Annotated in this window: 7 protein-coding genes and 2 tRNA genes; 2 read left to right on the forward strand and 7 right to left on the reverse strand. The window is 37.2% G+C overall.

The window, feature by feature from the left end; all coding sequences use genetic code 11:
- Positions 1-2: 2 nt before the first annotated feature.
- The 5 genes from REI64_RS06885 to REI64_RS06905 form a co-directional block, all read right to left on the reverse strand.
- Complete coding sequence (locus tag REI64_RS06885) at positions 3-2,162, reverse strand: lipopolysaccharide biosynthesis protein (protein ID WP_308849372.1); 2,160 nt, start codon at positions 2,160-2,162, stop codon at positions 3-5.
- A 3-nt stretch (positions 2,163-2,165) separates the two neighbouring features.
- Positions 2,166-2,846 carry a TolC family protein gene (locus REI64_RS06890; RefSeq protein WP_308849373.1) on the reverse strand — a complete coding sequence of 227 codons (681 nt, stop codon included), beginning with the start codon at positions 2,844-2,846 and terminating at the stop codon, positions 2,166-2,168.
- A gap of 11 nt (positions 2,847-2,857) precedes the next feature.
- The gene (locus tag REI64_RS06895) at positions 2,858-3,931 is read right to left on the reverse strand and encodes a sugar transferase (RefSeq protein ID WP_308849374.1); all 1,074 of its coding nucleotides are present in this window, start codon (positions 3,929-3,931) and stop codon (positions 2,858-2,860) included.
- A gap of 10 nt (positions 3,932-3,941) precedes the next feature.
- On the reverse strand, positions 3,942-4,322 hold the full coding sequence (locus tag REI64_RS06900; RefSeq protein WP_308849375.1) for a response regulator: 381 nt from the start codon (positions 4,320-4,322) through the stop codon (positions 3,942-3,944).
- Positions 4,323-4,433: 111 nt separating this feature from the next.
- Positions 4,434-4,910 carry an Lrp/AsnC ligand binding domain-containing protein gene (locus tag REI64_RS06905; protein ID WP_308849376.1) on the reverse strand — a complete coding sequence of 159 codons (477 nt, stop codon included), beginning with the start codon at positions 4,908-4,910 and terminating at the stop codon, positions 4,434-4,436.
- Between the two features lie 212 nt (positions 4,911-5,122).
- Between REI64_RS06905 and REI64_RS06910 the strand changes: the two genes are divergently transcribed.
- A tRNA-Asp gene (locus REI64_RS06910) sits at positions 5,123-5,232 on the forward strand.
- 75 nt (positions 5,233-5,307) lie between these two features.
- Positions 5,308-5,452: transfer RNA gene (locus tag REI64_RS06915), tRNA-Asp, on the forward strand.
- Between the two features lie 400 nt (positions 5,453-5,852).
- Here the strand turns inward: REI64_RS06915 and REI64_RS06920 are convergent.
- Both REI64_RS06920 and REI64_RS06925 read right to left on the reverse strand, forming a co-directional pair.
- A complete protein-coding gene (locus REI64_RS06920; RefSeq protein WP_308849377.1) occupies positions 5,853-7,160 on the reverse strand; it encodes an amidohydrolase family protein in 1,308 nt (435 codons plus the stop codon).
- On the reverse strand, positions 7,153-7,809 hold a 657-nt coding region (locus REI64_RS06925; protein ID WP_308849378.1), incomplete at its 5' end, for an amidohydrolase family protein. The genes REI64_RS06925 and REI64_RS06920, both read right to left, overlap by 8 nt.

Here is a 7,809-nt window from a genome sequence, read left to right on the forward strand (position 1 = left end):
GCCTACTTGGTTCTTTTTACACCATTTACCAACCAACCGATGAATTTCTCATCCTTGTTAAGCAAATGAATAGCCTCTTTGTCCTTTTCATTTAGGGAATTACCCGCCATAAAGGTGGCAACGTATTTTTCTGTAAATTGGATCCACTCTTTAACATCAGAAACACTATTTACCGCATCTAGGTAAACAATAATCAAATCAAATTCGTTCTTTAAACTATTGAAAATCTGATTAACACTCGAATTATCTTTGTTCTCCAGTAGGGAAACACCTTCCAAATCTTTATTTAAAAAAGTAATGAGATTATTTTTTTGGAGACTAAGCGTTTTTAAAACAGTTTTTAACGATTGGTTAGTTGGTATATTCCACTTTTGGATTTCTTCGGCTATTTCCGAATTACCAATTAACAAAATCTGCTTATCTAACCTGGCGAAAGCGTAGGCTAAACTTACGGCAGAAAAAACAGTAAAATGTTCGGGATGTAATCTTGTTAAACCTAAAATCTTATGTTTTCCATTGGCCAAAGATTGATCAATTTCAAAGCGAGCTTCACGCAGTAAATTCTTGTAGGTTAACGTTTCCCTGCTATGCTCGGCATTTTTCCAAATCTCGTCGATATCTCTATTATTGGACTTAATGTAGTTGAGCTCACCTATCACTTTTCCTTTTGTAGCTGCAGCAAGCTGTTTTTTATTATTGATAGAACGATCTAAAACATGAATGACAAACAGTACGCAAAAGCAAATTACAAAACTTGCAATGGCACTAAGCGCCATAAAAATCAATTTTTTAGAAGGTTCTGCTAATGTAGGCACACCCTCTTGCTCTAATTGCAAACGTAAGCCAATATTTTTATCGAGGTTGTTTTGATTGTAGCGGTTCAGCAAATCCAAATACTCTTTAGTTGCCACATCGGCGTCACGCTCAAATTTTTGCACGCCGGCATCAAACGGCACCATGGTAGAAAACTTAGCATTCAGCTTATTTAGTTCCTTGTCAATATCCTGTATACTAGCTCTAGTTTTTTCCAAATCGATACCTAAACCAATTCTACGTTGTACTAAAGTTTGCTTGGCAATTACCGGATCTGCCACATATTGGTCGTTCGTTTTTATTAACTGTTCTGTGAGCAATTGCTGAAGCGAGTCTACCTTTCTTTTATCTGTCGGATTAAATCCACCATCCAAATACTTATCTGTTGCTGTTTGTAGTTTGTTGCGCAGAGCGATGACAGCCTGATTATCGCTCGATAGCTCTGCACCTAAATATCGGTCTAGCGAGGTGTTGTTAAGTGTGTTATTTACATTGTTTAACGCAGATTGTAGCGACTGCAAATCAATCAAAGCTTGCGATTTCTTGTTTTCGTAGTCTATGATCTGTTGATATACGATTTGCGATTGCTTATCCAGATTAAGTACCCGATTACTAATTTTGTACTCCTTCAGTTCTTGATTTTTTGCGTTCATCACCGCTTCTGCCTTTTTCACCAAAGAGTCGAGCACCAAAATCGATTTATTTTTATTGCTGATTAAGTCTAAGCTGTAATTATTGATGAAATCGTTTGATAAAGTATTTACGACGAAAACTGACATAAAAGTATTTTCTGAGGTAAATTCAACGGTAATGAAATCGCTATTATCTTCGTGACTAATTGATAGTTTTTTGCTAATTGTAGCTGCGTCATAACCCATCGACTTTACTAGGTTATAATACTTTACATCTGCATAGTTATCAAATGGTGTCAACACTTGTTTCTTTATCAATCGTTCTTCAAATCCTTCAATCGCTCGTTTTCGTTGCTCGGCGCTTAGGGCCTTCATATCATCACTTTGTACCTGAAAAGGATCATGAGGGTTTTTCAAATCGTGTAATATCAATCGATAAGAAAGAATACTCATGTTTTTCGGCATTGCCATGATATCCATGATGTTGGTGAACTGCTGGTTAATCTTGATCAACAAATCTGGTCCAGAATAATTAGGTACTTCTGGAGCAACTTGCCTAGATGGATCTAGTAAACCCGTAGATAGTTTAGCTTGAGATTTATACTGTTTTGGAAGATTTCTAACAAAAAGATAGGTAATAAAAAGCGTTATCGTTGGGATAGCGATAATTAGCCATTTATACTTAGCAACCAAACTTAAAAACTCCTTGATATTCATACGCTACTTCACTTCTTCCAGTTTTTTCCCAATTAAAGCCTCCAATGAGCTTTTGGCTCTTAACATATTCAACTCTGCAGTCAGTTTCTCAGAATTAGATTGTGATGTTAAGGATTTCGCTTTGCTATAAACATCTAGCGAAACCTCGCCCTTCTCAAACTTATAACGCAGTCCATCGCTCGAAGTTTTGTTATCATAATATGCTTGGTTTCGCACCTTAAGATCGCTAAACCATTGCAAGTACTCAAAATAAAGCTGTTTTACCTCTGTTTCAAGCAAAATATCATATTCTTTTGTTAAGTAAGATGCAGAATTGTACTCTTCCCGTGCCTGCTTAACCAATGATGGCGTACGAAAAAACATCCCGAGGTTGAGGTAAACCCCAAATTGAAATCCATTTATAGAGTAGGGGTTTGTAGCGTCTATAATTGCTGCATTACCCGGTCTATAAAAATAAGAAACATTAAGTGCTTCTAAATATCCTGCTTTAGCTACGCCAATTTTAGCTTTTGCACTCAACTCGCTCGCTTTATACATCTTCTTTTTAGGGTAATATTCCTTTGCGAGATCTATATACTTTTGCAGCAAGGGTGTATTAATTTGGCTTGTGATATCGTCTTGTGCATTAACACTCACGTTAATCACTAAAAGAAGTAATAAGATTGTCAGCCTTTTTATTGTCATTGATTTCTTATTTATACCTTTTCTTTTTGGAAAAGCACAGGCACAGTCATAAAAATAATTTTCAAGTCTAGCCAAACCGAAAACTTCTTATTGTAGAAGTTATCCAGTTTTTTTCTCTCACGATCAGACATATCGCTTTTCCCCCTTTTAATAATTTGCCAAAGCCCAGTAATTCCAGCAGGGCCTAAAAACCTCATTGACCATTCGTTGGTGGTTAACTGCTCTGCCTCGTATAACGGCAAAGGTCTATTACCTACAATAGACATATCGCCTTTAACCACATTAAATAGCTGAGGAAGCTCGTCTATGCTCGAATTTCTTAAAAAATTTCCGAGTTTGGTTACCCTAGGATCATCTTTCATTTTGAAAAATGCCGAGTCGCCGTATTGGTTTGCCGTTGTTGCTTTTAAAGCTTCTACTTCTTTATCGGCATTGGCACGCATGGATCTGAATTTATAGAAATCGAATATTTTATAGCCAGTACCTACACGCTTGCTGGTGTAAAAAATAGGACCTTTAGAATCTAGCTTAATTAGGATAGCTATAATTAAAAAGAATGGACTTAGAAAGATAAGCGCAGTAACCGAAATTGCTAAATCTAGAAAACGCTTTAAGAAAGGCGCCTTATATTGCTTTAAAGGAGCTTCTGGCAAATTCTTTAGTTGCTCGTTCAAAATCTTATAGGCAGACAAGAATTGGATACGCAGTTTTACATCGGCAAAAGAAATAGCTGGAGAATAGCAATCTGCAACTCTTGCTTCGAAAGCTGCTGCTGTTGCCGCAGGATCTTTTTCTGTTAACAAGAAGATAACCACCAAGTTTCTACTCAGCCAGTTTTTCCTCAGCGTTTCTACCAATCCAAGTGCTTCGCTAATTTGGCCTGGTTGCACTTCTAACAAAATACTTACATCGAGCTCGTAAACCGACAGCTTGCTTACAATTTCGTAAAGGTTAATAAAGCTACTTGCCTTTTTTGCCGTTCCACCACTTCCAAATTCAGAAACAATATCTGTATCGTATAAATTGGCGTAATAGATTACATTAACTCTAGACTGCGGCATACCAAATGAGCTGTTTTCTTGCATATCGGCTTGGCTAGTTTAGTAGGTTTTGAATACTCTCTTTCAACTTTGTTGGGTTAAAAGGTTTTGGCATTAATAAATTGAAGTTGTAAGGTAGTTTTTCAACTAAGTCTTCTAAAGAGTAGGCAGCAGAAAGCAATATGATTGGAATATCTCGATAATAGCCGCTGGTTTTTAAACTACGTACAAAATCAAGTCCATCTACGTAAGGCATTTCCAAATCTGATATAATCAAATCTGGCATGTTTCCTTCATCCATCCAGCTGATGGCTTCCAACCCATTATTATGGATAACCAACTCGTAATCTTTCTTAAGGATGAACTCCAAAAGCTTCAATACGGTTATCTCATCATCAACGAGTAAAATCAGTTTTTTATCTTGGCCTATCCTCATACCTAGAAATGCATTGCTTGGGCTAATTTCTACAATAACTTAGTACGGAACTAATCTATTAATAAAAACTCAATTTTTACTCCTTTTTGTGATATTACAGTAGTTTTTGCACTAAATAAGCTCAATTTGGCGCTTAATACTTTCTTCCAAAGAAATGAGGGTTTCTGTGCGCTGAATACCTTTAACAGCTTGTATTTCTTCGTTCAATACATGTCGCAAATGATCTGTATCTCTACAAGTAATTTTGGCAAACATACTGTAAGCTCCAGTAGTGTAATGTAGTTCTACCACTTCCTTAATTCTACTGAGTTGGTCAACGGCATCTTTATAAAGAGATCCTTTTTCTAAATAGATCCCTAAAAATGCAGTAATATCATACCCCGCTTTTCTTGGGTCTATAATTAAATGTGATCCTCGAATGATGCCCATATCTGCAAGCTTCTTCATTCTTACGTGTACCGTACCGCCAGAAACAATCAATTCTTTCGCAATTTCGGTATAAGGTTTAGTAGCGTCGTGCATCAGCTGGGTAAGTATCTGAATGTCGAGGTTATCAATTTCTAAATTTTGAGTTTCCTTTTTAAGCATAAATTACATTTTTGTTAATCATTTATAAAAATAAATGAAAATATAATAAAAATAAAATTAAATCATTAAAAAATTTGCAACAAATTATTTAATTGTTCTATATTTGTTTCAAGCAAACGCCGGAGGGCATAAGCGATTTACAGTTACCAACAAATCATTTGCAGTCTTGACAGCTGCCAATTGGAAACTGAAAACTTGAAATTACAAAACAATGTAGGGTGGTGAAATTGGCAGACACACCTCCTTGTCTCGGTGGTAGAGGAAATGGGAAATCCGGTAACGGTACAACCACTCTATGAAGGTTCGACTCCTTCCCCTACAGCAATTTGCAGTTCTCAGTAAACAGTTTGCAGTTCCTAACTGCCGATTGAAAACTTGAAAATTGAAAATTAAACAATGTTGGGTGGTGAAATTGGCAGACACACCTCCTTGTCTCGGTGGTGGGGATCATGGGACAAACGCAGTTTATGGGTTGACCACAAATTAATTTTTGAACTGTAGCTAACTACCCCTTGAAGGTTCGACTCCTTCCCCAACAGCCATTTTTATAAATAATAAGTTAGTTAAGGAAGCGGTTCTGGATTGAATCGCTTTTTTTATTTCTATTATTTTTTCAAAGACCAAACTTTGCGTTTAAACTAAATTCGTCATTGCGAGGCACGAAGCAATCTTAAAGCGTTGTATTTTATCTAGAGATTGCTTCGTGCCTCGCAATGACGTGAAGCATATACAAACGCAGTGTCAAATGTACGAAATAATCATTTATATATTTTTTTAGGTAAAACTCTGATAATATTTCAAAACATATTGAAGTATAAAATCATTTTAACAAAAAAAGGCGGGTGATAAACACCCGCCTTTAACTTAATTTTTTCAACGTTGGCGAGGACGCCAACATCGGCAATGGAAGCACACGTTGGCGTCCCCGCCAACGTAAACCAATTACTTAATCGTATACTTATCACTAAACTTCTTATCCAATTGTTTGTGCAAGTTATCTAAATTGATATCTCTACCTTGAATAAAAGCCTTTTCGATTTTATTGGTTTTCATATCTAAAGCATCACCGGTAGAAATAAAGAAAGTCGCATCTTTGCCCACTTCTAGGCTTCCTGTAGTTTTATCAATACCTAAAATTTTAGCGGTATTTAAGGTAATGGTTTGCAAAGCCTTTTCTTTATCTAAGCCCCACGTTGCTACGGTACCTGCCATAAACGGCAAGTTACGTTGCTGCCAAAAATCGTTGATGCTTACCGCTACTGTCACACCTGCATTGAATAAAATTGCTGTGTTTTTGTAAGGCATATTCACATCATCATCTATGTTTCCTGGCAAAGAGTGTGGTTGGTTCACAATTACAGGCACATTGTTTTGCTTCAAGAAATCCGTTACTAAATAAGCATCGCTACCACCAATAATTATTGGCGTGATATTAAATTTCTTTGCAAAATTAACCGCAGCTACAATATCCTTTTGCGTATTTGCACTGATGTATAATTTCTGCTCGTCTTTAAACAACTTCGCCATTGCTGCCATACGAGTATTCGTTTCAGCAGGTTTAGCACCTTCGTTATACGCTTTTGCTTCTGCAAAGAAACTGTTCAGCTCTGCAATTGCAGCTTGGGTACGCTCAGCCATTGATTCCGCAGAAAAACCTGGTCTAAAACCACCGAAACCTCTAAAGCGAGGAGTTGCAGGCCAATTTACGTGCATACCATCATCGGTTTTTATAGCCGCATCTTCCCAGTTCCAAGCATCTAACTGAACGATAGAGGAACTTCCAGAAATAGCACCACCGCTTGGTCTAATTTGTGCCATCAAAACACCATTACTACGTAACGTTGCAGGCACTTTAGAGTCGGTATTGTAAGCTACTAACGACCTGATGTGCGGATTTAAATTTCCAATCTCTTGAAAGTCTAAAGTTGCTTTAATCGATTCATACTCTACCAAACCTAAGGTATTTACCGGAGCAATAAAACCTGGGTAAACGTGTTTGCCGTTCCCATCAATCACATCAGCATCTGTAAGTGCCAATTTTACCACAGTAGCATCGCCAACGCCAGTAATTTTGCCTTTCTCGAAGGTCATATATCCATTCTGGATAACTTGTCCGTTGCCGATATGGATAACAGCACCCATCAAAATTGCCTTTTTAGCTTGTGCTTTTGCAGGAGAAATATTGGCTTGCCCAAATGCAGATGCACTTGCTGCAAGTGCTAAAAACAAGGTTAAAATTTTCTTATTCATGGTGGTGTCCTCCTTCTTCTGAGTGAATTGCTTCGAAACCGTTTGAGTAATCGCTCGCAGTTTCGCAATTGTATAGTGTAGAAGTGTTACCCATTGGACGCTGAGTTCTTCCTCCCTTATTTTTACTATCTAACATTTTTTGGATAAGCCTAGCTCTTTCCACTTGTTGTTGCTTCAATTTTTGAGCATCTTTTTCGATATCCCAGTATAAAACACCATCAACAAAAGTTTTTTCTGCTTTTGCATAAATTGAAAGTGGATTATCAGACCAAACGACTACGTCGGCATCTTTACCTGCTTTTAAACTTCCTACTTTATCATCAATATGAAGCATTTTAGCAGGATTTAAGGTTACAAACTTTAAAGCATCTTCTTCCGAAACACCGCCGTACAATACCGCTTTACCAGCTTCCTGATTTAAACGACGAGCCATTTCAGCATCATCAGAGTTAAATGCAGTAGTGATACCAACGTTGTGCATGATTTTGCCGTTGTAAGGAATAGCTTCTGCCACCTCAAATTTGTAAGCCCACCAATCTGAGAAAGTTGATGCTGCAATCCCATGCGCTTTCATTTTATCGGCCACTTTATAACCTTCTAAAATGTGGGTAAAAGTGTTGATTTTGAAACCTAAACTATCGGCAACGTG

It is taken from the genome of Pedobacter sp. (assembly GCF_031119335.1).
GTDB lineage: Bacteria > Bacteroidota > Bacteroidia > Sphingobacteriales > Sphingobacteriaceae > Pedobacter.

What these genes read in the sequence shown, in the direction of transcription:
- REI64_RS06895 (WP_308849374.1), bottom strand. Translation starts at nt 3,931, where the DNA reads ATGCAAGAAAACAGCTCATTTGGTATGCCGCAGTCTAGAGTTAATGTA.
- REI64_RS06905 (WP_308849376.1), bottom strand. Translation starts at nt 4,910, where the DNA reads ATGCTTAAAAAGGAAACTCAAAATTTAGAAATTGATAACCTCGACATT.
- REI64_RS06920 (WP_308849377.1), bottom strand. Translation starts at nt 7,160, where the DNA reads ATGAATAAGAAAATTTTAACCTTGTTTTTAGCACTTGCAGCAAGTGCA.
- REI64_RS06900 (WP_308849375.1), bottom strand. Translation starts at nt 4,322, where the DNA reads ATGAGGATAGGCCAAGATAAAAAACTGATTTTACTCGTTGATGATGAG.
- REI64_RS06890 (WP_308849373.1), bottom strand. Translation starts at nt 2,846, where the DNA reads ATGACAATAAAAAGGCTGACAATCTTATTACTTCTTTTAGTGATTAAC.
- REI64_RS06885 (WP_308849372.1), bottom strand. Translation starts at nt 2,162, where the DNA reads ATGAATATCAAGGAGTTTTTAAGTTTGGTTGCTAAGTATAAATGGCTA.